The sequence below is a fragment of the Blastocatellia bacterium genome (assembly GCA_035275065.1).
Lineage (GTDB): Bacteria > Acidobacteriota > Blastocatellia > UBA7656 > UBA7656 > DATENM01.
In genome coordinates this window covers 19,334-45,657 of record DATENM010000081.1, presented here as the reverse complement: position 1 = coordinate 45,657, position 26,324 = coordinate 19,334, and the positions used below count along the sequence as shown (strand labels likewise).

Annotated in this window: 28 protein-coding genes; 14 read left to right on the top strand and 14 right to left on the bottom strand. The window is 60.3% G+C overall.

From position 1 onward, the window contains the following. Positions 1-15: 15 nt before the first annotated feature. The 5 genes from VJ464_18430 to VJ464_18410 all read left to right on the top strand — a co-directional run bounded on the left by VJ464_18430 (position 16) and on the right by VJ464_18410 (position 3,298). Complete coding sequence (locus tag VJ464_18430; protein HKQ07111.1) at positions 16-192, top strand: type II toxin-antitoxin system HicB family antitoxin; 177 nt, start codon at positions 16-18, stop codon at positions 190-192. A gap of 42 nt (positions 193-234) precedes the next feature. Beyond that, positions 235-1,803 (top strand): 2Fe-2S iron-sulfur cluster-binding protein, encoded by a 1,569-nt coding sequence (locus VJ464_18425; protein ID HKQ07110.1) that lies wholly within the window; start codon positions 235-237, stop codon positions 1,801-1,803. A gap of 64 nt (positions 1,804-1,867) precedes the next feature. Continuing rightward, the gene (locus VJ464_18420) at positions 1,868-2,527 is read left to right on the top strand and encodes an NADH-quinone oxidoreductase subunit I (GenBank protein HKQ07109.1); all 660 of its coding nucleotides are present in this window, start codon (positions 1,868-1,870) and stop codon (positions 2,525-2,527) included. A 248-nt stretch (positions 2,528-2,775) separates the two neighbouring features. Further along, complete coding sequence (locus tag VJ464_18415; GenBank protein HKQ07108.1) at positions 2,776-3,039, top strand: ferredoxin family protein; 264 nt, start codon at positions 2,776-2,778, stop codon at positions 3,037-3,039. A 16-nt stretch (positions 3,040-3,055) separates the two neighbouring features. Then, a complete protein-coding gene (locus VJ464_18410; protein ID HKQ07107.1) occupies positions 3,056-3,298 on the top strand; it encodes a ferredoxin family protein in 243 nt (80 codons plus the stop codon). Between the two features lie 149 nt (positions 3,299-3,447). On the opposite strand, the gene VJ464_18405 is transcribed toward VJ464_18410, so the two are convergent. Continuing rightward, complete coding sequence (locus VJ464_18405; GenBank protein HKQ07106.1) at positions 3,448-3,873, bottom strand: hypothetical protein; 426 nt, start codon at positions 3,871-3,873, stop codon at positions 3,448-3,450. Between the two features lie 59 nt (positions 3,874-3,932). After that, positions 3,933-4,241, bottom strand: a complete 309-nt coding sequence (locus VJ464_18400; protein HKQ07105.1) for a hypothetical protein — start codon at positions 4,239-4,241, stop codon at positions 3,933-3,935. Between the two features lie 112 nt (positions 4,242-4,353). Between VJ464_18400 and VJ464_18395 the strand changes: the two genes are divergently transcribed. Beyond that, on the top strand, positions 4,354-5,424 hold the full coding sequence (locus VJ464_18395; protein ID HKQ07104.1) for a hypothetical protein: 1,071 nt from the start codon (positions 4,354-4,356) through the stop codon (positions 5,422-5,424). Between the two features lie 38 nt (positions 5,425-5,462). Here the strand turns inward: VJ464_18395 and ribA are convergent, their stop codons facing one another. Further along, positions 5,463-6,143, bottom strand: a complete 681-nt coding sequence (gene ribA, locus VJ464_18390; GenBank protein HKQ07103.1) for a GTP cyclohydrolase II — start codon at positions 6,141-6,143, stop codon at positions 5,463-5,465. 263 nt (positions 6,144-6,406) lie between these two features. Here ribA and VJ464_18385 point away from each other — a divergent pair, with 263 nt between their 5' ends. Further along, positions 6,407-7,402 carry a GGDEF domain-containing protein gene (locus VJ464_18385; GenBank protein ID HKQ07102.1) on the top strand — a complete coding sequence of 332 codons (996 nt, stop codon included), beginning with the start codon at positions 6,407-6,409 and terminating at the stop codon, positions 7,400-7,402. 205 nt (positions 7,403-7,607) lie between these two features. Here VJ464_18385 and VJ464_18380 read toward each other — a convergent pair whose 3' ends face one another. The 3 genes from VJ464_18380 to VJ464_18370 all read right to left on the bottom strand — a co-directional run bounded on the left by VJ464_18380 (position 7,608) and on the right by VJ464_18370 (position 12,079). After that, the gene (locus VJ464_18380; GenBank protein HKQ07101.1) at positions 7,608-7,976 is read right to left on the bottom strand and encodes a response regulator; all 369 of its coding nucleotides are present in this window, start codon (positions 7,974-7,976) and stop codon (positions 7,608-7,610) included. 34 nt (positions 7,977-8,010) lie between these two features. Further along, a complete protein-coding gene (locus VJ464_18375) occupies positions 8,011-9,156 on the bottom strand; it encodes an NAD-binding protein (protein HKQ07100.1) in 1,146 nt (381 codons plus the stop codon). Positions 9,157-9,238: 82 nt separating this feature from the next. Continuing rightward, positions 9,239-12,079 (bottom strand): molybdopterin-dependent oxidoreductase, encoded by a 2,841-nt coding sequence (locus VJ464_18370; protein ID HKQ07099.1) that lies wholly within the window; start codon positions 12,077-12,079, stop codon positions 9,239-9,241. A 144-nt stretch (positions 12,080-12,223) separates the two neighbouring features. Between VJ464_18370 and VJ464_18365 the strand changes: the two genes are divergently transcribed. Continuing rightward, a complete protein-coding gene (locus VJ464_18365) occupies positions 12,224-12,802 on the top strand; it encodes a hypothetical protein (GenBank protein HKQ07098.1) in 579 nt (192 codons plus the stop codon). Positions 12,803-12,857: 55 nt separating this feature from the next. On the opposite strand, the gene nrfD is transcribed toward VJ464_18365, so the two are convergent. From nrfD to VJ464_18350, 3 genes are read right to left on the bottom strand one after another with little or no spacing between them, the layout of a single operon-like run. After that, entirely contained in the window at positions 12,858-14,396 is a 1,539-nt protein-coding gene (nrfD, locus tag VJ464_18360; protein HKQ07097.1) for an NrfD/PsrC family molybdoenzyme membrane anchor subunit, read from the bottom strand. A gap of 16 nt (positions 14,397-14,412) precedes the next feature. Continuing rightward, the gene (locus tag VJ464_18355; GenBank protein HKQ07096.1) at positions 14,413-15,099 is read right to left on the bottom strand and encodes a hypothetical protein; all 687 of its coding nucleotides are present in this window, start codon (positions 15,097-15,099) and stop codon (positions 14,413-14,415) included. A gap of 47 nt (positions 15,100-15,146) precedes the next feature. After that, positions 15,147-15,731, bottom strand: coding sequence for a cysteine dioxygenase family protein (locus VJ464_18350; GenBank protein HKQ07095.1), 585 nt, complete (start codon positions 15,729-15,731; stop codon positions 15,147-15,149). Between the two features lie 292 nt (positions 15,732-16,023). Between VJ464_18350 and VJ464_18345 the strand changes: the two genes are divergently transcribed. After that, positions 16,024-16,524, top strand: coding sequence for a hypothetical protein (locus tag VJ464_18345; protein ID HKQ07094.1), 501 nt, complete (start codon positions 16,024-16,026; stop codon positions 16,522-16,524). 36 nt (positions 16,525-16,560) lie between these two features. Here VJ464_18345 and corA read toward each other — a convergent pair whose 3' ends face one another. The 4 genes from corA to VJ464_18325 all read right to left on the bottom strand — a co-directional run bounded on the left by corA (position 16,561) and on the right by VJ464_18325 (position 19,152). Beyond that, the gene (gene corA, locus VJ464_18340; GenBank protein ID HKQ07093.1) at positions 16,561-17,484 is read right to left on the bottom strand and encodes a magnesium/cobalt transporter CorA; all 924 of its coding nucleotides are present in this window, start codon (positions 17,482-17,484) and stop codon (positions 16,561-16,563) included. A 114-nt stretch (positions 17,485-17,598) separates the two neighbouring features. Next, the gene (locus VJ464_18335; GenBank protein ID HKQ07092.1) at positions 17,599-17,934 is read right to left on the bottom strand and encodes a hypothetical protein; all 336 of its coding nucleotides are present in this window, start codon (positions 17,932-17,934) and stop codon (positions 17,599-17,601) included. Between the two features lie 113 nt (positions 17,935-18,047). Beyond that, positions 18,048-18,665, bottom strand: a complete 618-nt coding sequence (locus VJ464_18330; GenBank protein ID HKQ07091.1) for a hypothetical protein — start codon at positions 18,663-18,665, stop codon at positions 18,048-18,050. A 283-nt stretch (positions 18,666-18,948) separates the two neighbouring features. After that, positions 18,949-19,152 (bottom strand): CsbD family protein, encoded by a 204-nt coding sequence (locus VJ464_18325; protein ID HKQ07090.1) that lies wholly within the window; start codon positions 19,150-19,152, stop codon positions 18,949-18,951. A gap of 398 nt (positions 19,153-19,550) precedes the next feature. Between VJ464_18325 and VJ464_18320 the strand changes: the two genes are divergently transcribed. The 5 genes from VJ464_18320 to VJ464_18300 are packed head-to-tail and all read left to right on the top strand — an operon-like array spanning position 19,551 to position 23,689. Next, the gene (locus VJ464_18320; GenBank protein ID HKQ07089.1) at positions 19,551-20,501 is read left to right on the top strand and encodes an STAS domain-containing protein; all 951 of its coding nucleotides are present in this window, start codon (positions 19,551-19,553) and stop codon (positions 20,499-20,501) included. After that, on the top strand, positions 20,473-20,886 hold the full coding sequence (locus VJ464_18315; GenBank protein HKQ07088.1) for an STAS domain-containing protein: 414 nt from the start codon (positions 20,473-20,475) through the stop codon (positions 20,884-20,886). The genes VJ464_18320 and VJ464_18315 overlap by 29 nt, the downstream gene beginning before the upstream one ends. Then, positions 20,870-21,271 carry an ATP-binding protein gene (locus tag VJ464_18310; GenBank protein ID HKQ07087.1) on the top strand — a complete coding sequence of 134 codons (402 nt, stop codon included), beginning with the start codon at positions 20,870-20,872 and terminating at the stop codon, positions 21,269-21,271. The genes VJ464_18315 and VJ464_18310 overlap by 17 nt, the downstream gene beginning before the upstream one ends. Before the next feature lie 4 nt (positions 21,272-21,275). After that, on the top strand, positions 21,276-22,328 hold the full coding sequence (locus VJ464_18305; GenBank protein HKQ07086.1) for an ATP-binding protein: 1,053 nt from the start codon (positions 21,276-21,278) through the stop codon (positions 22,326-22,328). Beyond that, on the top strand, positions 22,325-23,689 hold the full coding sequence (locus tag VJ464_18300) for an ATP-binding protein (protein ID HKQ07085.1): 1,365 nt from the start codon (positions 22,325-22,327) through the stop codon (positions 23,687-23,689). Before VJ464_18305 ends, VJ464_18300 begins: the two co-directional genes overlap by 4 nt. Before the next feature lie 60 nt (positions 23,690-23,749). Here the strand turns inward: VJ464_18300 and VJ464_18295 are convergent, their stop codons facing one another. After that, complete coding sequence (locus VJ464_18295; protein HKQ07084.1) at positions 23,750-26,215, bottom strand: ABC transporter permease; 2,466 nt, start codon at positions 26,213-26,215, stop codon at positions 23,750-23,752. Positions 26,216-26,324: the final 109 nt, after the last annotated feature.

Below are 26,324 nucleotides of genomic sequence, written 5' to 3'. Positions count from 1 at the left end.
TGGATGAGTGTAACAATGAGGCAAGTCAAGATCATTATTGAAAAGCATGTCGATGGCTACGTGGCTTATCCACTAGGGCTGAAGGGCGTTGTGGTCGGCGAGGGCGACACGTATGACGAGGCGTTAACTGATGTACAATCAGCCATTCGCTTCCACATCGAAAGCTTCGGTAAGGCTTACGAGCAGAGCTAAACGTAGGCGAGATTATCATCTCGGTTTTTGGAAAATTGAGCGATGCCAAAGTTCATTCTTAACGATCAAGAAGTCGAGGCGCAGCCGGGACAGACGATCATTCAGGCTGCCCAGGATCACGGGGTCGAAATCCCGCATTACTGTTACCACCCCGACCTGCCGATTGATGGCAACTGCCGCATGTGTCTGGTCGAGGTCGAGAAGATGCCAAAGCTCACGCCCGCCTGCACGACCGTCGTGAGCGAAGGCATGGTGGTGCGTGCGGCCAACGAGCGCGTCAAGACGGCGGTGCGCGGCGTGTTGGAATTCTTGCTCATCAACCACCCGGTTGATTGTCCCGTGTGCGACCAGGCGGGCGAGTGCCGCTTGCAGGATTACTACATGGTCTACGGCCTGCACACCAGCGAGATCGCGCAGTCGCTCAAGGTGCGCAAGTCGAAAGCGGTTGACCTCGGCCCGGTGATGCTCGACCAGGAGCGTTGTGTCGAGTGCTCGCGCTGCGTTCGCTTCTTCGAGAATGTGACCAAGACCGGCGAGCTCCAATTCTTCGGGCGCGGCGACCACGTCCGCATCGGCACCATCGGCAATCAGAAGATCGAGAACCCCTACGCCGGCAACGTCGCGGAAATCTGCCCGGTCGGCGCGCTGACGGATCACGATTTCCGCTTCAAGGCGCGCGTCTGGTTCCTGCATTCGACCGATTCGGTCTGCGGCGGCTGCTCGACGGGATGCAACATGCGCATCGATCAACGCGACGGCACCATCTTTCGCTTGCAGGCGCGGCGCAACGTCGAAGTCAATCAGAGCTGGCTTTGCGACGAAGGCCGCTACAGCTTTCACGAGCTAGAGCAGGGCGAGCGCCTCCTGTATCCGCTGGTTAAAGATGGCACCGGGGCGCACAGGGAAGCGACGTGGAGTGACGCGGCGCGCTCGATTGACACGCGCCTCAAAGAGATTGCCGGCGCGGCGGGCGCCAACGCCGTCCTCGGGTTCGCTTCGCCGTCGGCGACCAACGAAGCGCTCTACCTGTTCAAACACTACCTGGGCGAGCAGATCGGCGCGAGCTTATTCGATTTTCGCACAGACTCGGAAGACCAGCGCGTTACTGAAAAAGAAGACGACGTTTTGCGCCACCACGACAAGCACCCGAACACGATGGGCGCGTTGAAGCTCGATCTTGCGAGCGCCGAGCTTGGCGGTATTGACGGCGCAATTCGCGCGGCGCGCGATGGTCGCGTGAAGGCCGGCGTGGTGCTTTACTTCAAGCCGCTGGTGCCGCGTGAAAGCGACGCCGAGGCCGAGGCGAAGATTGCCGAGCTGGTGCGCTCGCTGGAATACTCGGTCGTGCTGGCGGCGCACCGCGCCGACTGGCAGCAGCAAGCCAGCGTCGTCTTACCGGTCGCGGCGTGGTCTGAAGAGGGCGGCAGCTACACGAATTATCAAGGCCGCGTGCAGGCGGCGGCCAAAGCCATCGAGCCGGGCGGCGACATCTTGCCGGTGTGGGAAGTCTTCGCCATGCTGTTGCACACGAGCGGCGCCGAGTCGCGCTGGATGACGGCAGACGATGTGTTTGCCACCATGTCTGAGCGCGTCGAGGCGTTCAGGAGCTAGCCGAACCGTAACGGCAACGCAAGCGGTTGAGCGTTAATCGTTCGCTTTAGAATCTCGCACGCTTATGAAAAAAGAAGCAAAAGTAATCAATGTCTCAGACCTTTCAGAGAAGGGAAGCTCGATTGTCAAAGACATCCTCGGCCCGCTGGTCGGCATGGGGCTGACGCTGACGCGTATGAAGGACAATTTGACGGGCAAGGTCAGCGCGACGATCAGCTACCCCGAAGAGCGCCGCACCTATTCCGACCGTTATCGCGGCGCCCACATTCTGACGGCGCGCGAAGACGGCAGCCCACGCTGCGTGGCTTGCTATATGTGCGCGACCGCATGTCCCGCGGATTGCATTTACATCGAGCCAAAGGAAGTCGCCGACCCGCTGATCGAAAAAGCGCCGGCGCGCTTCGAGATTGACATGCTGCGCTGCGTCTTCTGCGGCTTCTGCGTTGACGCCTGTCCCGAAGAGGCGATCATCATGAGCCGCGAGACCGAAATCTCCGCCTTCAGCCGCGAAGAGACGATCTGGGGGATTGACCGCCTGATGAAGCGAGAGGAGTTGCCGGAGTTCGGGTTGGGCTACAGGCCGAATCAGGAACTGGTTGACAGCACGCTCGCCTTCACGCCGAAGAAGCCTGAGCCGAAGACCATGGCGGGACGAGTCACTTTGAAGGAAAAGGCGACCATGATTCCGCACATCACGTTCGAACCGGAGACCGGTGAGCCCTAACTGCCGCGGGCCGCAGAAGCTTTGCGACCGGCCATGACACGGATTTGCTGCACGGGGGAATGGACTGGCTGCCGCCTGCCTCGCTGTCGCCGCAGCACTTGAAATCAATGTGAAATTTCTTTGATATAAGCGGCTTGCCGGCAATGCGTTCGTGCTTGACTCCGGCTATCAAATCGGCCAAATTTATAGCGCTGACAGGTTGCATCATTTTCTTGGCTGAAACTCTCGAAAAGGAGGCTTACGCTTAGATGACTTATATTATTGCGGAACCCTGTATAGGGACGAAGGACACGGCATGCGTGGACGTTTGCCCTGTCGATTGTATTCATCCTCGGAAGGATGAGCCGGAGTTTGAAGCAGCAGAACTGCTCTACATTCACCCGGATGAATGCATTGACTGTGGCGCCTGCGAGCCCGCCTGTCCCGTGCAAGCCATCTTCACCGAAGACGATTTGCCCGAACAGTGGCGGCACTTCGTGAAGATCAACGCCGACTGGTACACCAACAAGTAAACGCGGAGCGGCAAGTTTGACGTATGTGATTTGTGAACCCTGCATCGGCACTAAGGAACTGGCGTGCGTCGATGTTTGCCCGGTTGATTGCATTCAAGGCGGGCCGGATGAGCCGCAGATGTACATTGACCCGGTCACCTGCATCGATTGCGCCGCCTGCGAGCCGGCCTGCCCGGTGTCGGCGATCTTTATCGAAGCCGAGGTGCCGGCCAAATGGCAGCAGTTCATCAGGAAGAACGCGGATTTCTTTAAAGGGTAGCGGCGGCCCTGGCGCGACGCCGAGCGGTACGTAGTTCAGCAAGAAAATCACCTGCACAGCAACAAAGGCCCGGAGTAGACGAGTTCGCTCCGGCCTTCTGTTTTTCGGGCGCCGCCAGACGCTCAGGCCCAAAAGCTCAAGCCCAAGACTCAGCCGCGAAAGTTCTTCATATTGTGCAGTAGCATCTTTTTGCCTTCCTGAAAGCGCACCTCGATCTTATTCGGCGGCAAGCTGGTTTCGACCAGGCCGGGCCCAAACTTCGGGTGACTGATCACGTCGCCTGCCGAATAGTTGTGGTTCATGTCGTAGGCTTTCTGTGGGCGTGACGGGTCGATGGAAAACGCCTGGTTCGCTTTCGAGCGGCTAGAGCCCGTGGCGCGTTTCGTTTTGGGCGCGTCGCTAGAGGCAGCAGCCGTCGCTTTGCGCTTGAAGTTATGGGTGCCGCCGCACATCGAACAGGTGACGCGCTTGACGATGTCACTGTCCATTGCGGCGATAATGTGCGTGCGTTCTTCCTTGCAGCTGCCGCAGTAGGATTCGATTTCTGCGCCGACACGGGGCTTTCTGTAGAGCATATAATGACTATACCACCCCTCTCCCGCGTTTGTCATTGGCCGGTAGTCTATTGATGGCATCAGATCAGTTCACGGAGCTTGCGGGCGGCGCGGAAGTGGATGCCTGCCGATTCGCTCGGCACTTGACCGGGCCGGAATAATCCGTCTACCCATCGCAGGTATTCGCCGATGCGGCGTTTGCTGATGATCGAGTAACTGATCGCGCTGCCTTTCATTTCGGCGACGATGTAATAGATGAAATCGTCAGTGCCCAGGTAGACGCCGACTTCCCATAGCCCTTTCTTGATCTCGGGGCCGTCGGATTCGAGCACCATACCTTCGAGCGCCGCTTTGATCGGCCCCAGGGGTTGCGATCCCTTTCTCGACATAACTCAGTTCTATCGAAAACTTTCGCGGGTTGCAATATGCATCGGTTGTCTGCCGGGCTATACTTGATTGTAGTCGGCAAGGTGGCGCGATTCCCGCAGACTAAGAAAGGCGATGATGCTCAACATACTTGCGATCCGTTGCAGCCTCGCTTTCGCACCCTATCTGGCGGACGCACTGGCCGCATACTTGAACGATGGCGCGTTCAACTCGCGCGTCGTCAAGCAGGGCGGCAACGGTTTGATTCAGCGCTCGGGCGCTGAAATGGCTTTGCGCTTCCAGGCGCACGAGGCGGCGCTTGGCCAACCGGAGGCGCGTCATTACGCGGCGACCATCGGGTTTCGATCAGAACACTATGAGATCGCGCGAATGGCCGACGAGATCGTTATTGCGAATGTCAATGAATCGCTCTTACTTTCTCACCCGCAATCCGAACTGTGGCTCGAAGCCGACACGGTCGCGGCTTTGCTGCGCGTTTACAACCAGGGAGTGAATCCCTCCGCCAGTGATGCGACGCTGCCCGAATGGCTGAAAGTTTCGACCGGCGCTGGCCGCTTATTGCTGAGCGATCAGCGGACGGGCCGATGGGTGTTGCTGGGTGCGGATCACCTTGCCGAGCTGGAACGCCGCGCCGGGCTGCTCGCGCCTGGCGGCCAGACCGTTTCACACGCAAGGCCGCCCACGTGGCCGATCAAAGGCGTTACTGTTCATCTGCATTCGGCTTTCAAACTCGTAGATGCGCTTGAGCGTTTCGCCGAATCAGGGAGCGTGACGACATTTGCAGAGCAAGCGCCGGGCTATGAACTAACCGTTGAGCAGACCAGAGAAGGCATGGCCATTCGTGACTTTGACCAGCGGGCGACGCTCAACGTCAGAGAGGCGCGCAAGTATGCACTGATCCTCCGGGACGAGCTTGAGCGGCGTGCGGCGGTGCAAGTCGAGCGCGGCAGGGTGCGAACGGTGATCGCTAATGAAGGCGACGGGCGTTGGGTCTTGCAATGGGGCGATGAGATTTTGATTACGGAGCCGGCGCGGTCGGCTTTGCGCGCGGCACCGGGCGGCGAAAGCGCCGGCCCGCTGAGGATAAAGCGCGCGGACGATTTTCTTTTGCTGCTTGCGCCGGCGAGCGGCGCGTGTGTGGCGCTCACAAGTGATGAAGCGATGCAGATAGCGGCTGAGTCCTGAATGGCGCGAATCAACCTCAAGGGGAACCGATGGCCGATTCACGACTCGGCAATGGCCTTACATGATGAGCGAGGGATGCCGTCTACCTTTTCGAGCAGGTGGCCCATCTTTTCTTTTTTGGTCTTCAGGTAATGGCGCGTAACTTCGTGCGGCTCGATTTCGATCTTCAGGCGCTCAATGATTTGCAAACCGGCGCGCTCAAGCGCGGCGATCTTATCCGGGTTGTTTGACATCAAGCGAATCTGGCGCAGCCCGAGCTGCTTTAAAATCTCGGCGCAGCACTCGTAAGAGCGCAGGTCGGCCTCAAACCCGAGCGACAGGTTAGCTTCGACGGTATCCTGCCCGGCGTCTTGCAAGGCATAAGCGCGAATCTTGTTGGTGATGCCGATGCCGCGCCCTTCTTGCATCTGATAGACGATGACGCCGTGGTCTTCGGCCTGAATCAGCCGCATTGCATGGTCGAGCTGGCGACCGCAATCACATTTTAAGGAGTGAAAGACATCGCCCGTCAAACACTGTGAATGGATGCGCACAGGGCTTGGGCGGTCGGCGCTCAGCTCGCCTTTGACAAGGACGGGGAATTCTTCGCCGCTGACAAGACTCTTGAACCCGAGGATGCGGAACTCGCCGTAATCGGTCGGCAGCTTCGCTTCGGCGATAAGCTCGACACCCGTGCAGGGGTTGCCGTCGTTCTGGGTTGTTTCACTGCGCTTGTTCATACTGATTCCACTCTCATCTACGCCACCCTCATCGCGCCGGATTCCTGGGATGCTTCATTCATGCGGCCTGCCTGATCGCCTCGGAAGATTGATTCTTGCCGACCCGGAACCACTTAAAGAATTCTAGTGACCGCTGCATGTATGGTCAAGTAAGCTGTCTTCCAGCACCGGGCGGGCTCGGGCGCGGCCTGTGGGCCGCCCGCCGCGGCGATTGCGCGCCTTCGGCGGTTGTTGTTATAGTGAGCGCTCTGAAGGTGCAAGCTGTGAGCGACGCTGAAAAGACAATCAAACTGAACGTGCGCGAGGTGACGGCGCGCCCAAAACTGAAGCATCCGGTGCTGGTCGTCTTGCAAGGGCACGCCATCGGTCAGACCGTTCCGCTCGATAAATCGCCACTCGTCATTGGGCGCGGCTCGCAGGCGGACTTCGTCATCCGCGACGAGATCGCCTCACGTCTGCACGCCGAAATACTCCGCCAGGAAGTCGAAGGCGCCATTGCCGAATACTACGTCAACGATCTCGGCTCGACCAACGGCACGTATTTGAATGGCACGAAGATCACCGGCCAGCAACTCCTCGAAGACGGAGACAAGATCAAGGTGGGCGGCCACATGATGAAGTTCGCCATGCTCGACGAATTCGAGGCCGAGTTCCAGGAGAAGCTGCATCAGATGACGCAGCGCGACGAACTGACTGGCCTGCGCTCGCGCCGCAGCCTGTTTGCCGAGCTTGACCGCCGCATCAACCAGGAATCGCGCAGCCCCAATCCGCAGCGCATCAGCGTGTTGATGATGGACCTCGATTTTTTCAAGCGCGTCAACGATGGGCGCGGCCACCTGGTCGGTAGCCACACCATCCGCGACTGCGGCCACATCATCCGCGACGTTGTCGGGAGCGCCGACCGCGCGGCGCGTTACGGTGGCGAAGAGTACCTGGCTTATGTCGTCGGCCCGCGCGACAAAGGATTAGAGATCGCCGAGCGCATTCGCACGACGGTCGAAGCGCACGCGTTCGAGGCGTCGGCAACCGACAAGCTGCAAACCATGAACGTCACCATCAGCCTGGGCGTCGCGGCGTTCCCCGACGACGGGCAGACCGCGCTTGAGCTGGTGCAGAAAGCCGACCAGGCGCTCTACCGCGCCAAGCTGAGCGGCCGCAATCGCACCTGCGCCTTCGACCCGGAGATTGACCGCCCTGATTCTTTCCACCCGACCGTAGACGAATCCGCCATCATTTACGGCCCGGCAGACGCGCAGTAAAGGCATCGCCGGGGTGTAGCGCAATCTGTTAGATTGCGCCTTGACTCGCGCAATCTAACAGATTGCGCTACATGGCAAACGCTATCGAAAACGGCTGTAAATGCGAGATGCTCAGGAGGGGGCCAGGGAGTCTCTGAGGCAGGCGGGCATCCGGCTACGCCACACGTCCGGCAGAGCGGTTTTCCGAAGCGCCTGCCGCCGGGCGTTAAACGGTGGGCAGTTTCGCTTTGATTGCCGAGAGAAACTTGTCGAAATCGATAGGCTTTTCGACAAAATCATCGGCGCCGGCTTCGAGCGCGTCATCGATAACCCGCTTGCCGTAGGCGCTCATCACGATGATGGGCGTCTCCTGCATATCCGAGGCTTCGCGGATGCGGCGGATCATCTCGATGCCGTTCATGCGCGGCATCTGAATGTCGGTGATGATCAAATCGGGATGCTCGGCGGTCGCCGTGCTGTAGCCGACGACGCCGTCAATCGCATGCTCGACTTCATAGCCTTCCATCTTCAGCAGACGGCAGAGCATAAACGACGTATCGTGGTGATCTTCGACCACTAGAACTTTTTTACTCATATCCATTTGTTCGCTAAATCCCCACTGATAAATTCTAAGCACCGAGCAAAGCGGTGCGCAACTGGGCTTCCTGCTCCGATTTTACTAGGGCGACGATCACGTCCCCTTCCTGGAGCCTGGTCTCGCCGCGCGGCACGACCGTCAGGGTGCCGCGCAGGATAGCAATCAGGTTGCTCTCCGGCGGCAGGACAACCTCTCTGAGCTGACGGTTCGCCGCCGGGGAATTGATGTCCACAGGGTATTCGAGTATCTGATAAGCCCCCTCCTGCAAGCTCAACAATGTCTTAATGCGCACCGTCGGCAACTCGCGCTCGATGACCTGCTGGATGATGGCTGTCGAGCTGACCGTCGAGTCAACGCCGAGCCGCGCCATGACCTCTTCGTTCTTGGGGTTGGATGCGCGGGCGATGGTCTTGGGTACGCCGAAGACTTTTTTGGCCACCTGGCAGGCGATGAGGTTGTCTTGATCGCTGCCGGTGGCGGCGACGAAGACGCGGGCGCGATTGGCGGTGGCCTCTTCGAGCACGTCATGTGTCGAGCTGTCGCCGATGAAGACCGGGCATTCCAGCTTGTTCGACAGCGCCGCGGCGCGGGCGCTGTCGACTTCGATGACGGCAACTTCGTGGCCGCTCTCGTAGAGCTCGCGCGCCAGGTTGACGCCAACTTTGCCGCCGCCGGCAATCAGGATGTAGCGTGATTCGTCCGTCGCGTTATAGCGTGCCCGCTGCGCCGCCTTTGGCGGTTCGGCGGGGATGTGGCTCACCGGCGGCTGCTTGGCCGCCTGATCCACTTGCTCGACGATGACGCGCGCCGCCAGCAAGGTCGGGCAAACGACAATCAGTTGTGGGTCTTCCTGTGTGGCTTCGGCGTGTGAAGGTTCGTAGACGCGGGCGATAGCGCGCGGCACATGGAAATGAGTCCGCGCCACCTGTGCCGCCATCAGGTTAACATTGTCATCGCGGGTCACCGCCAGCAGCAGATCGGCGTCGCCCATGCCGGCTTCACGCTGAACGTCAACGTCTATGCCGTTGCCCTGCACCAGATCGATGCCTTCGAGGTGAGAAGCGCGCCCCAGCCGGCTGGCTTCCTTATCAATGACCGTGATCTCGTGCTGGCGCTCAGCAAGCGCCGCAACGGTCCGAGACCCGACCCTCCCAAATCCGATGACGACAATTCTCATTAGTCTCCCTTAACGTTAACCAATTGTGAACGGCGTGACAAGCGACAAGTGACGAGTGACAAGTTGCTTTGACCTGCAATTGTCACTTCTCCTTGATCTTATAGGTCTCGCTGTCCGGGCGGGCCGGGCGCGCAAACCACAGCGGGCGGCGCAGGCCATCGGGGCCGGGCGCGGGCCGCGCTTGCTTCAACCATTCATGATAAATCTCGTGCGAACGTTTCGTGTCAACGATGACATCGCCATAGCGGTCGTCTGGCTGCGCCTTCTCGATCTTCACTTTTTGATGCCAGCAATGCATGCCGCTCACCGGGTCGGGATGCACCGCGAAGCTCAGGTTCTGATGCACGCCGCCCTCCTTCCAGAAGATGCGCTCGGAATCGGCATCGGCGCTCGCAAACGGTTTGACGCCCTCGATTTGCCGCAAGCGCCAGCGCCCTTCGCCTAGCTCTTCAATGTCCACGAGCGCCGAGGCCCAGCGGTCTGTGCCTTCGTCTCGCTTCAAGCGCCAGCGCCCCAGGTGGTGCGAACAGGCGACCACCCCTGGCCGTATGCCTTCGGTCACCCAGACGCGAATGACGAAATAACCGATCTCGGTGCTGACACGCGCCAGCTCGCCGTTGGCAAAACCCATGCGCTGCGCGTCTTCGGGGTTCATCCACAGCGGGTTGGTGTGCGAGATTTCATAGAGCCACTTGGCGTTGCCGCTGCGCGTGTGAATCAGCGTCGGCAGGCGGAAGGTCGGCACAAGTATGTACTCGCTCGCTTGCTGGCTCATCTGCCGCCAGTAGACATGGCTGCGCACGTAAGCCGGCAGCTTGTACTCAGGCCAGCGCCAATCGGCCATCGTCTTTGAATAAAACTCAAGCTTGCGTGATGGCGTGTTGAAGCCGCGCAGCGGTTCGCCGTCAACCATCACGCCGGCCACCTGCTGGCCCGCGCCCTGCGGCTTAATGATCTGTTGCGTGCGCTCGTCAACCTGCGTGCCCTCAAGCTCGGTCTCCGTGAGCCGGCTTTCATGCTGCTTGTAGACGTTCGATTTGACGGTAAATGCGCCGTGCCGCCGCATATAATCGAGCGGCTTGAGCCCTTCGCCGCGAGCCTTTTCGGGCAAGCCCGGCACGCTGTTTTCAAATATCCATTGATAGTATTCGTTGATGGTGATCTTTTCGCCTGGACGGTAAGGCGACTCGAAATGTCGGCGCACGCCTAGCTCGCCCGTCGGGTCTATCCGCCACGACAGCTCGATCCAGAATTCGTCCTCTTCCCAGACCTCGCCGGGATTCGCTTCATAGGTGAAGTTGACCTTCTCGCCGGCGCGCTCCTTCAAGACGCGCTGCACCGGCTGGCGAAACGACACCCACTGGCCGGCGTGTGTCTCCTGGCTCATCAGGTCGTGGCGCTCGGCGCCCATGCCCATCGGCAAGATGTAATCGGCAAACCAGGCGGTCTCGCTCCACACAGGCGTCAGCGCCGCGTGCAATTCGACTTTGCTCTCGTCGCGCAGCACTTCGACCCATGTGAAGCCATCGGGGTTCGTCCACACGGGGTTGTAGACGCGTGTGAAGTAGGCGGCGAGCTTGCCGCGCCCCTCTTTCAGAAAGTGCGGCAGCAGGAAGCTCATCTCGTGATGCGCCAACGGGTATTCGCGCGGGAAGAGGATTTCGCTCCAGACCTTTTGCGGCGCGGGCTTCGAAAAAGACGCGGCGACAAACTTGTTCCAGACGTTCGGCGATACGCCGCCCTCTGCGCCGATGCTGCCGGTCAAGACGTTAATGAACATCAAGGCGCGAGCCGCCGCCCAGCCGCCGAGATTGCCCGCCGCCGCCGCGCGCCAAATGTGCGATGCGAAGGCCGAGCCCGCCTGGGCGATTTCGTTAGCTACGGCGATGATCTTATCGGCTTCGATGCCGCATTCGTCGGCGGCGAATTCCGGGGTGAACTCGGCGTAGATTTCTTTCAACGCCTCGATGAAAGCCTCGAACGTGCAAGGCGACTGGGGGCGCTCTTCGCGCATGAACTCTTCCCAGTTGACCCAGCGGCGAACGAAGTCATGGTTGAAGGTGCCAGCTTGAAGCAGCAGGTTGGCGATGGCCAGCAGCATCGCGGCTTCGGTGCCGGGATAAGGCGACAGCCAGTAGGTCGCCATCGAAGCGGTGTTCGACAATCGCGGATCAACGACGGCGATCTTCGCGCCGCTCATCTTGCCTTCGATGATGCGCTGGGCGTGCGGGTTGAAGTAATGGCCGGTCTCAAGGTGCGAGCTGATCAGCAGGATAAATTTGGCGTTGGCGTAATCGGGCGAAGGCCGGTCGGCGCCTTGCCACAGCGCATAGCCGACGCGCGCCGACGCCGAACAGATGTTGGTGTGCGAGTTGTGGCCGTCCACGCCCCAGGCTTGCAAGACGCGCTCGATGTAGCCGTCGTGGCCGGGCCGCCCGACGTGGTACATTACCTCGTCGCGGCGGTTTTCGATGAGCGCCTGGCGAATCTTGGCCGCAAAGGTGTCCAGCACCTCGTCCCAGGTCGTGCGCTCCCAGTGGCCTTCGCCGCGCGCCCCCTTGCGTTTGAGCGGGAAGAGGATGCGCTCAGGGTCTGTGAGTTGATTGATCGTCGCCGGCCCTTTGGCGCAGTTGCGCCCGCGCGACCCCGGGTGCTGCGGGTTGCCTTCGAGCTTGCGAATCTCGCCCGACTCTTTGTCTACGTAAGCGAGCAGGCCGCAGGCGGCTTCACAGTTGAAGCAGACGGTCGGCACCAGCGAATAGCGCCGCTCGACTTTGCGCGGCCAGCTGCGCGCGTCGTATTCCATCCAGTCGTCCCACTTTTCAAAGGGCGGAAAGCTGGAGAGCTTTGCGGCGGAAGCTTTGGATTGAGTTGTTGGGGAATTCGGGTCGGGATTGGCAATCGCGTCTTTTCGCTCAGGCATATGCAAACCTTTCGACACGCTCATTATACTTTGATTCGCTCACCAGACCAACGCCTCGTGGACATCACCAGTGAGCCTTTGCATACGCACTGATAATCGGTATATATTTTCGCCATTGCGATTCCCTCTGAGAAGGAGAAACTGATGAAGAAGCTGACACTCGCACTGTTGTTCGCGACCCTGTTGCCGATCTCTTCGTTCGCCCAGAGTGAGCCGGAGGTCGAGGTGCTGAAATCCGGTTGGCGTAAGTTAGTGCATAACGAAAACCTGACCGGGCAGAGGATTCAGGCTATGAGAAACGCGCGCATAGACGCGCAAATCTCGGAAGAGAGTCGAAAAGATAAGCCCAACTATAATGAGATCAACCGGCTGCGGGACGAAAGGCGCTATCAAGTCACGCCGCTTGATCGGCCCGACCCGACCACCAAAAACTATGAGTATAAGTTTCGGTTTAAGAACCGCGGCGCTAGAGAGATCGTCAGCCTTGAATGGACTTACGTCTTCAGTGATCCGGCGACGCAAAAGCCACTGGTCGCGCATCGCTTTAACACTGACGCGCGAATCGCGCACGGCAAGGATAAACAGGTAACCGCTTACACGGATGCCAGCCCGCCGCAGATCGTCAACGCGAAGGCGCAGCAAAAAGACGGCAAAGCGTGGATAGAGGAAGTGATTATCACGAAGGTCGTCTATGCGGATGGTAGCCGGTGGGAGCGAAGATAGCCGCGCCAGTGCCGCTGTCTAACCTGTGGCTTAACCGCACGACATCAAACTCATCTCAACTGAGCGGTATAGCCTGACCTGCTTGCACCCAGATGTACTCCCAGATGTAGAGGCCGGCCAGCGACAGCAACGACACGGCGATGGCCAGGGGAGGGAACTGCGCCACGCCGCTTGCCAGTAGAATCAAAGGCAACGCGACGCCCAGGATGACCGAGCCGCTCCAGAATAGCTTGCTGAAGTAGCCGCGCGTGATTAGCCGCGCCGCCCGCCGCCGCTCGACATGCTCTTCCGGCATGAACAACTCGCTGGCCATCAGCACGCCGTTGGCGACCAGCGCGCCCATCAACTCGTAGTAGAGAAACTGCCACGCATCATCCATAGGCCGCCGGCCCGAGATCATTGACTCGACGGCCAGCACCAGCAGTAGCATGGCCGCGCCGGCAACGAAGGCTTGCACCAGCAGATGCACAGGCGTCAGTTGGCTGTGCCAGAAGACCCGCCCGCGCGCCTGCTTGAAGAGAAACGCCGAGTAGACGGCTGAACCCACCGCTAACAAACCGCCACCCGTCATCGCCGGCCCTTCGAGCAAAAACCAGCCGAAGGTTTGCGACGCCAGCCAGAGCATAATGACGCCGCCATAGGCCAGTAGAATGTAACCGCCGATCACCAGCCACGAGCGCCACTGCGGCATCAACAAGATGCGCAGGAACCGTTCGGGCCGCTTCAAATCCAGCACCAGCAGCGCCACGGTCGCCGCCAGGAAGAGTAGCGCCAGTTGCGGCGCAGCCGCCTCAAAGACCCAGTGCGAGCGGACGAAGCCAAACCCGAGCGCGATGGCCGCGAGCAGGAACGCGCCGGCGGCAATCGATTTCGTCCAGAGATAGGCCGAAACCTTCCAACCCCACGGACGATCATGCGCGATGTCATACGTCGTTCGCGCCTTTGCGTCCATCTCGGCCATCGCCTGTTCGTTCCGCATCAGCGGGTCCATCTGAATTTCAGACCACAGGTAGCCATCCGTATGCGACTGGTCGGTCGGCACCAGCGATGACTGATCGGCTTCGATGTAATGCAGCTTCGGTTTCGTGCCGGCTTCGGGCTTGCGCACCAATGTCTGTTCGGACGAAATCAGCCGTGAAATCTTTGCGGTCGGATCGTCCATGTCCCCAGAGACGATGGCTTGCACAGGGCAGACAATGACGCAGGCGGGCTCCAGCTGGGCTTCGACGCGGTGCGCGCAGTAGTTACATTTCTCGGCGGTGTTGGTGTTCGGGTTGATGTAGAGCGCGTCGTAAGGGCAGGCCTGCATGCAGGATTTGCAACCGATGCAGCGGTCGCCGTCGAAGTCCACGATGCCGTTCGCGCGACGAAAGAGCGCCGTCACCGGGCAGATGGTGATGCACGGCGCGTCGTCACAGTGGTTGCAGCGCATCACAGAGAAGTAGCGCCGTGTATCGGGGTACTGGCCCTTTTCGATGTACTTCACCCAGGTGCGGAAGGCGCCGACAGGGACTTGGTGTTCAGACTTGCAGGCGACCGTGCAGGCATGGCAGCCGATGCACTTGCGGTGGTCAATCAGAAAGCCATATCTCATTCTGGTCTCGCGTTGCTCAATGCGTCGTCGGTGTGGTCGTCGGCGAATTGAGGTCGAGCGAGCCTAGTACCTGATCTGCCAGTTCCATGCCGGCGTTGCGCAAGCTGTACTCGGCAGACGTGCGTCCCGGCAACGGCATGTTCACAGGACCGGCGCCCCTGGTTCGCTGGTAGACGTGCCCGGATGTTTTTGTCTTGCCTGTGCCCGGCGTAAAGACGACGTAATCGATGTACAGGTAGGCGGCATAGGCTTGCGAGTTGTAGGTCGACTGCTGGCTTGTGTAGCCTGAATCGGGCACCAGTTGAAACCAGATGACGTAGCGGTCGGGCGCCGCTTTCGCCGCATCATACGCCTCCTTGCGGTTCATGTCGCGGCCCGCCGGCTCGACCCTGATGTTTCTATATTTCTCGACGCGCGACATAAACCCGTCCATCACGATATTCAAATAGATGTCCGAGCCGGAGACGAAGGCGTCCATGTGCTTGGCCAGCAGGATCGTAAGCGCCGGCTTATCGTTCTTCTTCTCATCGGATTGAACGACGGGCGGCTCACTCTCTTTCTGCGGCATCGGGTCCGAGGTCGTCGGGCGTTTGGGAATGCGGCGGCCAGATTGTGCCTGAGCGACGGCGGCGTTGAAGACGAGCAGCGCGCCGACGAGCAGCGCCACGACGCGACGGCGAGCGAATGGGGTTGTGTCATGCATAACCGATTGCTCCTTGAGCGAATGACCGGCACCGGCGGCCGGCGGCTTCAGATGCCCGCGCCGCCGCTGAAATAGCCTTCGCGCCAGCGGCGCGTGCGCAGGCTGTGCGGGCTGAAGGTATTGAGCACCGAAAGCGGCGGCGCGTAACAATGCAGCGTCACCAGGTCGCGACCCTTCGGTTGCAGATTCATCAAGCAATGAATGTCCGGCACGTCAGCGCCGGTAATCGCGCCCGGGCTCCAGCGGTGTGTGTTGTATGGCCGAACGCGGCCTTCCGCCGTGCGCTCGTACATGGTCTCGGTCAGGCAGCCTTCGGCGACCATGACGACGCCAATCGAGCCGCCGTGATCGTGAATCGGTGTGCGCTGGCCCGAGCGCCAGCAGAGCATCAGCATTTCCGCATACGGGCTGCGGGCGATCAGGTTGCGCGCGTACTTGCGCTGGCTGAAGAGACGGTAAGCATCGTAATCACGCTGGCGCAGCAACAGTGCAGAGAACCAGGCCTCGACGTCTTCAAGCCTCGGCACCGCTTTGAGCTGGTTGATGATCTCGGCGACTTCGCCAAGGGTCAGTTCGTTGACGGCGACGGCGGTCGGCGGCGCGGTGATCTGGTTGGTATCGATTACTCGCATAGCAAATCTCGTGGGTGGCGGCTTTCAAATTGAAGCTATTTGAAAACCGTCTTTAGTCTACTCGCGAGACCGGGGTTGTCAAGCAGCGGCAACCTCGCTATTTGGTTCTCGCGGCCAAGAATCTGCGCCAACTGTCGGCGGATTGCTGCGCTCTCCGGCACGCCATTCGCCGTGCCCCGAAAAGCTAAACCGTTGCGCGCCAGTCGCTTGTCTCTGATTGCTTGTCGAGTAGGGCGCTGGCACGTCCGTTGCCACCTGAATGGCGGAATAAATATGCTTCAGGAGGCTCGCTATGTTGAAACGGATTCTGTCAATGGCGCTCGTCTGCGCCCTCTACTTCTGCTTCGTTTGTGTTAAGCCCGGATTGGCGCAATCGCCCGCCGAAAAGCCGATTGCGACGCCGGGCGGAACCCCTGATCAAGCGCCGCCCGGCCAAACGAATAACCAGCCGGCCACGCCTCAGACGGCGAAGGAAGCGCAGCAGGCCGCGCGCATCAAACGCGATATCGAGAACCACGGCATCGCCAGCAAAATCACCATCATCCTCAAAGACAATAAGGAACGCTACGGCGAGATTGCCAGCATCGATAACGACACGTTTCAAGTGGTCGAGGTGGATTTGAAACAACTGGTCACCTTCGCTTACAAGGATGTCAAGAAGGTGCGCTTCAATTATGGCGGCCCGAACCCATTCACCGGCAAGCGCTGGCACCCGCGATGGGGCCTCATCGGGGGCATCGCGGTGTTTGCCTTCATTCTGATCGTCATTCCGTTGAGCATTCCGCGGACATAGAGGTCGGCCCCACTCAACGGTATAGACTCAGCGCGGTCAGAGCCACTTCTTCAGTTTGAAATAGCCGAGCATGATGATGGCAATGACTGCCATGCCGATAGTCGTATACCAGACGCCGCTCGGGTTCTTGAGCAGCGGCATGGACTCGAAGTTCATGCCGAAGTAGCCCGTCACCAGCGTGAGCGGCAGCATAATCGTTGCCAGGATGGTCAGGCCCTTGACGATGTCGTTGGTGCGGTTGGCCATCTGCGTCAGGTAGATGTCGAGCGTGCCGCTCATCAGGTCGCGATAGGTTTCGACCAGATCGAGGGCGCGCACCGCATGGTCGTAGACATCGCGGAAGTAGATGCGCATCTCAGGCCGAATCAACGGCGTCTCGTCGCGGACGATGACGTTCAGTAATTCGCGCTGAGCGCCAACCGCGCGGCGAAATTGCAGCATGCCGCGCTTGAGATTGAAGATCATTTCCAGCAGCTTGACATCGGGGTGGATCAACAGCTCGTCTTCGACCACATCGATAGTGTCGCCGATTGATTCGAGCGTCGGCAGGAAGCGGTCAACGACGACATCAATGATGCCGTGCAGCACCTGGTCGGGCCGTTCGTAGCGCGTGCCGTTGGCCGCCAGCCGGCGCTCGATCTCTTTGACCGACAGGCTCTCGCCATCATGCACGGTGACGATATAGTCCGGCCCCAGGAAGGCATCAATCTCGCGCAGCCGCACCTCGCAGGGCTCCTGCGAGTAGTGCGTCGAGTTGATGATGTAGAATGAATAGCCGTCGTAGTAATCAACCTTCGCCAGTTGTTGCCGATTGCGGCAATCCTCGACGGCCAGTTCGTGAAAGCCATACTGCGCCGCAAGCTCGTCGAGCGAGTGGCTCATTGGATCGTCGAGATCGAGCCACAGCAAGCCGGGATGGTTGATGAGAGTGCGTAACCCGAGGGCGGCAGGTTTGACCATAGGAAAGTAAGCAGGAAGCAGGAAGCAGGAGGCAGTACACAAATCGTCATTCTCAACTCATCTCGAATTTCCAATCAAAGACTGCCACCTGCTTCCTGCTTCCTGCCTCCTGATTTATCTTCTGCGTTTCACCGGGCGACTGGTGCGCCGCTTGGTGCGTGGCTCTGCGGTTGCGGCAGCGCGCGTCGTCTCGCCCGCGGGCATGGCTTCAATCGCGGCGGGCGACGCCGGCTGGGCGGTCAGGTCAACCTTCTCCATATGAACGCCGTAGTCAATCGAGATGAGATACAGCAAGGCACAGATGGCCAGGGTCAACACCCAGTAGCCGACGATTAGAAACTTGCCGCCAACGGCCACCATACCGGCGACGACAATGCCGACGCCGACCAAAAACAGGATGCGCGGCAGGGTCAACTGTCCGCTCTTAATTACTTTATCTTTTTCTGCCATGTAAATCTCCAGGAAAGTCTGTGTGACAGATGATTATGCAGGCAAGCGGCGCGGCTTGGCAACCTGAGTTCGCGGGGATTCTGAGCCCGGCACTGGCGCGGCAAGAATGGCGCTCAGGCGGCGAAGACAAAGACGAGGATGACCGCGAAGGCGAGCAGGCCGGCGCCGAAGGCGGCATACCTGATGTACTGCCTCGGCCACAGACGCAGGCGGTCGCCGACGAATTTGATGGCCGCGCACTCAGCCGTCCAGCGCACGCCGCGGCTTGCGGCCAGGACGACGGCGAAGGCCAGCGGGTTGATTGCCGTAAAGCCGGCGGCGAGGCTGGTCAGACGAAAGAAGCCGGTGGTCATCGCGGCGATAAAGACGATTCCCAACCCCCAGCCGCTCTGTACCCATGCGACGACTTCTTGCCAACGCCCGGTTGCGCCATAAAAGGCGAGCAGTCGCTGACCCCAGGACTCGAATAGTAAGCGGCTGACGGCGTAGAGCAACAAACCGGCGACGAGGCTGCCGGCAGCGGCGCTCGCGGCAAAGCGCAGCCACTTGCGCGGCGCCGCCGTGACCATCGCCACCATGATCAGCGCATTGGGCAGCGGCACGAGGGCGCAGGCGATCAGCTCAAGCAGAAAGACGACCGCGGGAGCCGAGCGATGTTCGGCGACGCGCCGCGCATTCAGGCGAATTCGCTCGGCCCATCGCTTCGGGTTAACTTTGCGGATGAGTTGCATGAGCAGTGCTCATGTTAACACCGGAGAACGATTGTAGGCCATTATTGAGTTGCTCAGGGTCTATTCATTCCCGACTCAGAGACAAGGGATAAACCGCCAAGACGCCAAGCACACCAAGAGAAAGTCACTTGTCTTTGGCATTGGCTTGGCGCTCTTGGCGTCTTGGCGGTTTATCCCCCGTGAATGAATAGTTCCTCAGGTGAGGGTACTTTGTAGACAAAAAAGTCGGGCGTGGCGATTGACATTCAATCGCCACGCCCGGTCAACAGTCGCGACGGCTTGATCAATCGCTGATCTTGTCGCCGAGGTCTTCGATGGCTTCACCGACGTTGCGGCGGACTTTGCCGAAGCCTTCCTGCACATTGCCCTTGGTCTGGTCTTCGAGACCGCGCTGTTCCATGTCGCGGTCATCGAGAGCGCGACCGACGTTTTCTTTCACCTTGCCCTTGGTCTGATCCCATTTGCCTTCCATTTCATCCCGGTTCATAACATTCCTCCCATTTGGTTTTTGCGCGTTTATGGCGCGTTGCTCTACAAGTCAGCGCGCCACAGCCGCGCAAGATTCTTTTGTACAAGGGCCGTGCCAAAACCGCGCGCGCCGGAGATTGGCCGTAATCGCGGTTACTTGCAAGCCATTGGCGGCGCATGGGGTTTATCCCTCACAGGTCCGCGGGCTCGGATTCGCTACGACGATCAGGCTGCCTGTATTGAAAAAAGCCGATGTGCGGTGATCGCTTGCGCCGCGCGCAGGCGAGCGAATAGAGGCGCGCTTTGCACGACGCGCGTCGTCGTGTTTTAATCTTTATGGGCGCCGCAGCCGAGTCGCCGAGATGCGCGAACGAAGCGCGAAAGAATCGTGATCCTCAATTTGAAGAGGTTGCTACTTTGCCATCTGACCATCAAACCTCCGCTAACACACCAGACCCGCGCACCATCCAGTTGCTCACCGAACGCGAGAACGAAATACTCGAAGCCTGGGTCGAAAACCGCGTGCAATCGTCGGACTTCCGCGAGACGTTGATTAGCGGCGAAGAACTGCGCAGCGATTCACAGACTTTTCTGCGCGCCTTCATCACCGCCATCGCCAACTCGAACGTCGAAGAGATGCGCGGCAAAGAGTTCAACGCCATTCGCCGACTGCTGCTGGAAATCTCGGAAGCGCGCGCCGCTCAGGCTTTCAGCCCATCCGAAACGGCGTTTTATGTTTTCAGCCTGAAAGAAACCTTGCTGCCTTTCCTGAGCGATGAGTACAAGGCCGACCCGGAGCTGCTGTTGAGCGAGGTCAGCAAGATATCGAGGGCGCTCGACAAGCTCGGCTCATTCATCTTCGTTTCGACGATCAAGAACCGCGAGCGCGTCATCCGTCAGCAGCAACAGGATATGCTGGAGCTATCGACGCCAGTCGTGCAAATCTGGGATCGCATCATCTGTCTGCCGCTGATTGGCACGCTCGACAGCCGCCGCACGCAGTTGATGATGGAGCGGCTGCTTGAGCGCATCGTCAAGTCGCGCGCCGAGATTGCCATTCTCGACATCACCGGCGTGCCGACCGTGGACACGCAGGTCGCTAATTATCTGATTAAAACCGTCACCGCCGTGCGCCTGCTCGGCTCGACCTGCATCATCACCGGCGTCGGCCCGGCCATCGCGCAGACGATTGTTCACCTCGGCATAGACCTTTCCGGAATCATCACGCGCAACCAGTTGAGCGATGGCATACGGCTGGCGTTCGAGCTGACACGGCAGCGGGTCATCGCCATCAACTCGACTGCCGATGCCGAGACGGGCACGGAAAAGGGGGATAGCGATGAACGCGTTCAAGGTGCCCATTCTTAAAGTCGGCGACGTGCTGATCGTCTCCATCCAATCCGACATCGATGACCGCACGGTTATCGAGATGCAGCAGCGCGCCCTGGAACAGATCGAACGCACAGGCGCGCACGCCCTGTTGATCGATATCTCGCTGCTGGAGATGGTTGATTCGTTCACCGGGCGCATGCTGAGCGATGTCGCGGCGATGGCTTCGATCATGGACGCCGAAACGGTTGTCGTCGGCATGCAGCCGGCGGTCGCCATCACCCTGGTCGAGCTGGGGCTTGAACTGAAAGGCGTTTCGACGGCGCTCGACGTGGACGATGGCATGCGCATACTGAAGGAGCGCATGCGCGACAAGCAGCGGCGGCACCTCTACGGCACGAAGGAAAATGCCGCCGCCGGCTGAGCGCATTGCGGTCGCCACAAGCGATGACCTGGTGACCCTGCGACGCGCGGTGCGCGAGCGCGCCGCGGCGCTTGGCTTCGGCCATACCGACCAGGTCAGGCTGGTGACCGCCGCAAGCGAGCTGGGCCGCAACATCGTCCATTATGCCGGGCGCGGTTTTGCCAACATCGCGACGGTCAACCGCGAAGGCCGGCGCGGCCTGCGCCTGCGCTTTGAAGACGAGGGGCAGGGCATCCCGGACATCGAGCTTGCCATGAAAGACGGCTATACCAGCGGGCGCGGATTAGGCAAAGGCTTGCCGGGCGCGCGCCGTCTGGTTGACGAGTTCGAGATCACATCGGACGTGGGCCGTGGCACCGTCGTCACGATTACCAAATGGCTTTAGCACGATGAAGCAATTCGATTCGATACCGCTGACCCACGAAGCCCAGGTCGGGCTGGCGCGTCGCCACATCAACCGCCTCGCCGCCGAAATTGGCTTAAGCGAGCTGCAACTCGCCGAGATTGAATTAGTCGTCAAAGAGCTAGGCTCGAACGCGCTGAAGTTCGCGCGCGGCACCGGGCGCATCTATTTCGCCGCCGCCGACCAGCGCCTTGAGCCGCGCGGCATCGAAATCATCTACCTCGACAAAGGGCCGGGCATCGAAGACACCGCCACGGCAATCAGCGACGGCTATTCGACGACCGGCTCGCTGGGCGCGGGGCTCGGCGCGATCAAGCGCATGAGCGATGAGTTTTACATCTACTCGGCGCTCGACAGTGTCACCCGCCGGCTGCCGATGTATGGGCGGACGACGCACGGTACGGCGATTGTTTTTCGCAAGCGGGTCAATCGTGAAGACCAGGCGCCGCAAGCGGCTCAGGGCATCTGGGGGACGATGACGCGGCCCCTCGAAGGCCACATCGATAACGGCGACGCGTATGTGGTGCGCTCGATAGACAATCGCTTGCTGGTGGCGGTGATCGATGGTCTGGGGCATGGCGAAGCCGCCTGCGAATCGGCGCGCGCCGCCATCACGGCGATTGACAGAAACCTGGAACGGTCCGTCGAAGCCATCATCTGGGAAGCGCACGAAGCCCTACGCCAGATGCGCGGCGCGGTCATGGGATTGGCGGCGATTGACCGCGCGGCGGGAACGATTGAGTATGCAGGCGTCGGCAACACCGACATCCGTGTGATCGGTGGGCGCGAGCGGCTGCGCTTCATCTCGCTCAACGGCACGCTCGGCTCGCGGCTGGATCGCGTGAAAGTCTTTAAAGAGCATATGCCGAAAGTGGCGACCTTGATCATGGCAACCGACGGCATTTCCGAGCGCTGGGAGCCGGACAACTATCCGGGCCTGTTCGGGCTGCACCCGCAACTGTTTTGCGCGACGGTGATGCGCGATTTTTCGCGCCCCAACGACGACGCGACGATCCTCTGTGGGAGGCTGCAATCGTGACGGCAGAGATATTCGATAGCACTTCCGGTGCAACGCGGCGCGAATTGATCGGCACGATCTTCATCCGCCGCGAGAGCGACCTGCCGCGCGTCCGCGACCGTGTCCGCTTGACGGCGCGCGAGCTGGGGTTTGATAACGTCACGCAGATCAAACTGGCGACGGTCGCTTCCGAGCTGACGCGCAACATCTACGAATACGCGCAGACCGGCAGCATCAGCGTGTCGCTGGTCGAGCATGGCGAGCGGCGCGGCATGGAGATGATCTGCGAAGACAACGGGCCGGGCATTGATGACGTTGAGCAGATTCTTTCGGGCAGTTTTCAATCCAAGACCGGCCTCGGCAAGGGCCTCGCCGGCTCGCAGCGCTTGATGGACGAGTTCCGGGTTCATTCAGCCTCGGGCAAAGGCACGCGCATCGAAACCGTCAAGTGGTTCGACGATTTTCAGCGGGCGATGCGCCCCATAGATGAGATTCGCAAGCGCTTCTTTTCGGCCAGCGAAACCAGCATGGTCGAAGAGCTACAGGCGCAGAATAGCGAGCTGGTGCGGGTGCTGGCCGAGCTGACGCGCAGCCGTCACGAGCTGGAGCGGGCCAATCACGACCTGCAAGAGGCAAACGAAAAGCTGCGCCATGTGGACGAGATGAAATCGCGCTTCATCTCGACCATCGCCCACGAAGTCCGCACGCCGCTCAACGCGCTGACCGGGCTGTTGATGCTTTTAAGCCGCGACCAGAGCGAGCCGCTCGGGCCGCGCCAGCGCGAGACCGTCGGGCGTATCGAGAAGTCTACGCAGATGTTGATCCGCCTGGTCAACGACCTGCTCGACCTGTCGCGGCTGCAAGCGCGGCGCATGCAGATCAAGCTGCAAGAGTTCGACGCCGCCGAGCTGATCGACGCCATCGCCGCCGGCCTCAGGCAGACCGCCAGTGACAAAGGCGTCGAGCTGCGCTGCGATGTCGCCGGCGATCTGCCGAAGATTTTAAGCGACCCCACCAAGGTCGCGCAGGTGGTGACGAACTTCGCTTCCAATGCGATCAAATTCACGCCGCCGGGCGGCGCGGTGGTGATCCGCGCGGCGAGAGATGTCGAAGAGATGTGGCGCGTCGAAGTGACTGACACCGGTATCGGAATCACTGAGGAGCAGATCCCGCTCATCTTCGAAGAGTTCCAGCAGGTGAACATTTCAAACCCGCACCATGGCGGCGGCACAGGTCTTGGATTACCCATCAGCAGGCGGCTCGTGGAATTGCTCGGCGGCAGGATCAAAGTGCTGAGCGCGCCGGGCGAAGGCTCGACCTTTACAGCCATCTGGCCGATAGATGTGCGCGGCTACGTGCCGAAGTCGGTCATCGCTGCATAGAGTGACAGGTGACGAGTGACAAGAAAGGAAAGCCCACATTCACTCGTCACCTGTCACTTCTTATTCGTAGCGTAAGGCGACCATCGGGTCTACCTTCGTGGCGCGGTGCGCCGGGACGTAGATTGATAGAAAGGCCAGGAAGGCCAATACAAGCGGGGCGACGACAAAGATCGTCAGGTCACGCGCTCCAACCTGAAACAACAGATCCGAGACAAACCAGGCGGCGCTGTAACTCAACAACAGGGCGGCGATGACCCCGACCGCTACGCCGATCAGCGCCATGCTCATGCCCTGCCCGACAATCATCTTCAAGATGTCGCCGCGCTGCGCGCCGAGCGCCATGCGAATGCCGATCTCGTGGCGGCGCTGGCTGACGGTGCTGCTCATCACGCCATAGATGCCGACGGCGGCGAGTATGAGCGCCACCGCCGCAAAGACTCCGAGCAACACGCTGTAAAGCCGCGGTTGCGACAGCGAATCGCTAACCACTTCGTCCATCGTCTTCACGTCATAAATGGGCTGGCCGGGATCAACATCGAGAATCGCTTGCCGCGCGCTCGCGGTCAGGCGGGCCGGGTCGCCGGCCGTGCGCAGCACCAGGTTCATGACGTTCAAGGGTTTCTGCTGATAAGGCAGATACAGCTCCCAGCCGGAATCGGCATCGAGCGCCGCGTGCTTAACGTCGCTGACGACGCCAACGATCTCGCGCGAGACGTTGCCGGCGCTCGGCATGGTGATGTGCTTGCCGATGGCGTCTTCGTCTGGCCAGAAGCTGCGCTTGAAAGATTCGTTGATGATGGCGACCGGCGGCGACTGCTCGCCGTCGGCTTCGGTGAATGTTCTGCCGCTGCGCAAGGCGATTCCCAGCGTCTTAAAGTAACTGAATTGGATCGCCCGAAAGTTCGCCGTCAGCCGCTCGTTGGCCGATTCTGGCGGGCGTCCGTCCACCGTAAATCGCAGGCGAGCAATCGAGGTCGTCGTCAGCGGCAGGCTGCTGATGCCGCTCGCCGATTCGACGCCGGGCAGTGATTGCAAGCGCGTGAACGCCTGATTGAAAAAACCGATGATCTGCTTGTCTTCAGCGTAACGGGTGAGCGGCAGGTCTATCCACATGGTCAACACGTTTGCGGCGTTGAATCCGGGATCAACCTTTTGCAGCGACGCGAAGCTCTTAATCATCAAGCCGGTGACGATCAACAGCATGGTCGTCAGCACCATCTCGACGACGATCAAACCGCGGCGCAAGCGCTGGCGGTTGCCACCCGCCGACGAGCCGCGAGCACCTTCCTTTAAGGTTTCGTTGAGATTCGGTTTCGACGCTTGCAGGGCCGGCACCAGGCCAAAGATCAAGCCGGTCAACAAAGAGACGGCGAGCGTGAAACCGAGCACGCGCAGGTCAATGTTGATCTCGGCCAGGCGCGGGATGTTCGGCGGGTTGAGCGACAACAGCAGCTTGAGGCCGGCGAACGCCAGCCCCAGGCCGACCACACCGCCCGCCAGTCCCAGCAGAACGCTTTCGGTCAATAACTGGCGGACAACGCGCCCCCGCGATGCGCCGAGCGCCGTCCGTATGGCGATCTCTTTCTGCCGTGCGGCGGCGCGGGCCAGCAAGAGATTGGCGACGTTGACGCAGGCGATCAACAGCACCGCACCGACCGCCAGCAGCAACAAGATCAGCGCCTTGCCGATCTTGCCGACCACCTCTTCCTGCATCGAAATGAGGTTGACGCCGATGCCGCCGTTCTCGTTCGGGTAGAGCGTTTCGTTGTGCTGGGCGATGCCGCTCAGCTCGCTCTGCGCCTGCGCCACCGTCGCCCCGGGCTTGAGCCGCGCAAAGGCCGGGACGAAGCGCAGTCTGCGCATCTTCATGATCGACGGCGGGCCGAACGGCGGCGTGCGCAGGATGTCGCCGCCATCGAGCGCTATCGGCGCCCACAGCTCATCGCCGGGATTGATCGGCTGGAACTCTTTCGGCATGATGCCGACGACAGTGAAGCTGGCGTTGTTGAACGGAATGGGCTGGTCGAGGATGCCGAGGTCGCCACCGAACTGTCTTCGCCACAGCGCGTCGCTGAGGACGACGACGCGCGGCGCGCTCGACTGGTCTTCGCCGGCGCTGAAGGTGCGCCCGACGCGCGCCTGGACGCCGAGCGTCGTGAAGTAGTTGGCCGTGACTAACGCCCCCTGGATGTGCACCGGCTCGCCGCCGCGGGTGAGATCGAAGTCGGCTTGCGAGTAGGCGGCGACCTGCTCAAGCGTCGTCGTCTGCTCGCGGTAGTCCATCAGGTCCGGCACCGACAGGGCGTCTTTCGTCACGTTACTGCGGCTATTGGTGCCCCAGACCATGACGAGTTGCTCGGGCGCGGCGTAGATAAGCGGGCGCAGCAAGATGGCGTTGACGGCGCTGAAGATGGCGGTGTTGGCGCCGGTGCCGAGCGCTAGCGCAATGATGGCGATGACGGTGAAGCCGGGCTGACGGCCCAGGCTCCGCAAGCCATAACGAAGATCCTGCCAAAGGTTTTCCATGTCCTTCACCCAACCCTTGTTTATTAGTTTGCTTGCCGATTCGTTCAGACGCCGGTTGATGAACGGAGGCCAACAGGCAACCGGCGATTTGCATTCGTGAATTGCAAAA

What these genes read in the sequence shown, in the direction of transcription:
- VJ464_18430 (HKQ07111.1), top strand. Translation starts at nt 16, where the DNA reads ATGAGGCAAGTCAAGATCATTATTGAAAAGCATGTCGATGGCTACGTG.
- VJ464_18425 (HKQ07110.1), top strand. Translation starts at nt 235, where the DNA reads ATGCCAAAGTTCATTCTTAACGATCAAGAAGTCGAGGCGCAGCCGGGA.
- VJ464_18420 (HKQ07109.1), top strand. Translation starts at nt 1,868, where the DNA reads ATGAAAAAAGAAGCAAAAGTAATCAATGTCTCAGACCTTTCAGAGAAG.
- VJ464_18415 (HKQ07108.1), top strand. Translation starts at nt 2,776, where the DNA reads ATGACTTATATTATTGCGGAACCCTGTATAGGGACGAAGGACACGGCA.
- VJ464_18405 (HKQ07106.1), bottom strand. Translation starts at nt 3,873, where the DNA reads ATGCTCTACAGAAAGCCCCGTGTCGGCGCAGAAATCGAATCCTACTGC.
- VJ464_18400 (HKQ07105.1), bottom strand. Translation starts at nt 4,241, where the DNA reads ATGTCGAGAAAGGGATCGCAACCCCTGGGGCCGATCAAAGCGGCGCTC.
- VJ464_18395 (HKQ07104.1), top strand. Translation starts at nt 4,354, where the DNA reads ATGATGCTCAACATACTTGCGATCCGTTGCAGCCTCGCTTTCGCACCC.
- ribA (HKQ07103.1), bottom strand. Translation starts at nt 6,143, where the DNA reads ATGAACAAGCGCAGTGAAACAACCCAGAACGACGGCAACCCCTGCACG.
- VJ464_18380 (HKQ07101.1), bottom strand. Translation starts at nt 7,976, where the DNA reads ATGAGTAAAAAAGTTCTAGTGGTCGAAGATCACCACGATACGTCGTTT.
- VJ464_18375 (HKQ07100.1), bottom strand. Translation starts at nt 9,156, where the DNA reads ATGAGAATTGTCGTCATCGGATTTGGGAGGGTCGGGTCTCGGACCGTT.
- VJ464_18370 (HKQ07099.1), bottom strand. Translation starts at nt 12,079, where the DNA reads ATGCCTGAGCGAAAAGACGCGATTGCCAATCCCGACCCGAATTCCCCA.
- VJ464_18365 (HKQ07098.1), top strand. Translation starts at nt 12,224, where the DNA reads ATGAAGAAGCTGACACTCGCACTGTTGTTCGCGACCCTGTTGCCGATC.
- nrfD (HKQ07097.1), bottom strand. Translation starts at nt 14,396, where the DNA reads ATGAGATATGGCTTTCTGATTGACCACCGCAAGTGCATCGGCTGCCAT.
- VJ464_18355 (HKQ07096.1), bottom strand. Translation starts at nt 15,099, where the DNA reads ATGCATGACACAACCCCATTCGCTCGCCGTCGCGTCGTGGCGCTGCTC.
- VJ464_18350 (HKQ07095.1), bottom strand. Translation starts at nt 15,731, where the DNA reads ATGCGAGTAATCGATACCAACCAGATCACCGCGCCGCCGACCGCCGTC.
- VJ464_18345 (HKQ07094.1), top strand. Translation starts at nt 16,024, where the DNA reads ATGTTGAAACGGATTCTGTCAATGGCGCTCGTCTGCGCCCTCTACTTC.
- corA (HKQ07093.1), bottom strand. Translation starts at nt 17,484, where the DNA reads ATGGTCAAACCTGCCGCCCTCGGGTTACGCACTCTCATCAACCATCCC.
- VJ464_18335 (HKQ07092.1), bottom strand. Translation starts at nt 17,934, where the DNA reads ATGGCAGAAAAAGATAAAGTAATTAAGAGCGGACAGTTGACCCTGCCG.
- VJ464_18330 (HKQ07091.1), bottom strand. Translation starts at nt 18,665, where the DNA reads ATGCAACTCATCCGCAAAGTTAACCCGAAGCGATGGGCCGAGCGAATT.
- VJ464_18325 (HKQ07090.1), bottom strand. Translation starts at nt 19,152, where the DNA reads ATGAACCGGGATGAAATGGAAGGCAAATGGGATCAGACCAAGGGCAAG.
- VJ464_18315 (HKQ07088.1), top strand. Translation starts at nt 20,473, where the DNA reads ATGAACGCGTTCAAGGTGCCCATTCTTAAAGTCGGCGACGTGCTGATC.
- VJ464_18310 (HKQ07087.1), top strand. Translation starts at nt 20,870, where the DNA reads ATGCCGCCGCCGGCTGAGCGCATTGCGGTCGCCACAAGCGATGACCTG.
- VJ464_18305 (HKQ07086.1), top strand. Translation starts at nt 21,276, where the DNA reads ATGAAGCAATTCGATTCGATACCGCTGACCCACGAAGCCCAGGTCGGG.
- VJ464_18295 (HKQ07084.1), bottom strand. Translation starts at nt 26,215, where the DNA reads ATGGAAAACCTTTGGCAGGATCTTCGTTATGGCTTGCGGAGCCTGGGC.